Source organism: Seonamhaeicola marinus, assembly GCF_008085455.1.
Map to the genome: position 1 here is coordinate 1 of NZ_VSDQ01000615.1, position 822 is coordinate 822.

The 822-nt window shown below is 34.8% G+C and carries 1 protein-coding gene; it reads right to left on the reverse strand.

What is annotated here, in order from left to right:
* Positions 1 to 157: 157 nt before the first annotated feature.
* A partial coding sequence (gene rfbD, locus FUA24_RS10825; RefSeq protein WP_148542205.1) for a dTDP-4-dehydrorhamnose reductase occupies positions 158 to 822 on the reverse strand: 665 nt, incomplete at its 5' end.

Consider the following 822-nt stretch of genomic DNA (forward strand, 5'->3'; position numbering starts at 1 on the left):
TAACATAATTCCAAAGCTTTACAAGGTTAACAACTTTAATAAATTATTTTCAATCTGAGTTAAATATGCTTTAAAACTTATAAAACATGTTTTATAATTCTACAACTTACTCCTTGTTAAACGGCAAAACTCAGGTTTTAGAGCTGCCTTAGTGATACTATGTTAGCCCTTCCAAAACCTTTTTTAAATGACTTTCCCACCGTGAAGCTTTAATATTAAACTGTTCTAACAATTTTTCGCTTTGTAAAACACTGTAATTAGGGCGTTTAGCTAATGTAGGGTAATGAGCCGAAGCAATAGGATTTACTTTTACATCTTTATTAGCAAACTTAAATATGGTTTTGGCAAAATCATACCAACTGGTTTCGACTGTATTACTGTAATGGTACAATCCATATTGGATAGTTTTGCTATCTATAATCTTTAAAATTGCTGTAGCCAAATCGCCTGCATATGTTGGGCTTCCTACCTGATCATTAACCACACTTATTTCGCTACGGGTTTTAGATAGGCGCAGCATGGTTTTCATAAAATTATGACCATATTCCGAATACAACCAAGAAGTACGAATAATAATATACTGCTCTGTTGTTTGTACTATAGAATTTTCGCCCTGTAACTTAGTTCGTCCATACGCATTAATGGGGTTAGGAGTATCGGTTTCGGTATAAGGACTGGTTTTGCAACCATCAAACACAAAATCAGTTGATATATGAATTAAAACGGCATTACTCGCTTTACAGGCCAAGGCTAAGTATTTTGGCCCCAGTGCATTAATTTTAAACGCTAGCTCTTGATCGGTTTCGGCTTGATCAACAGCTG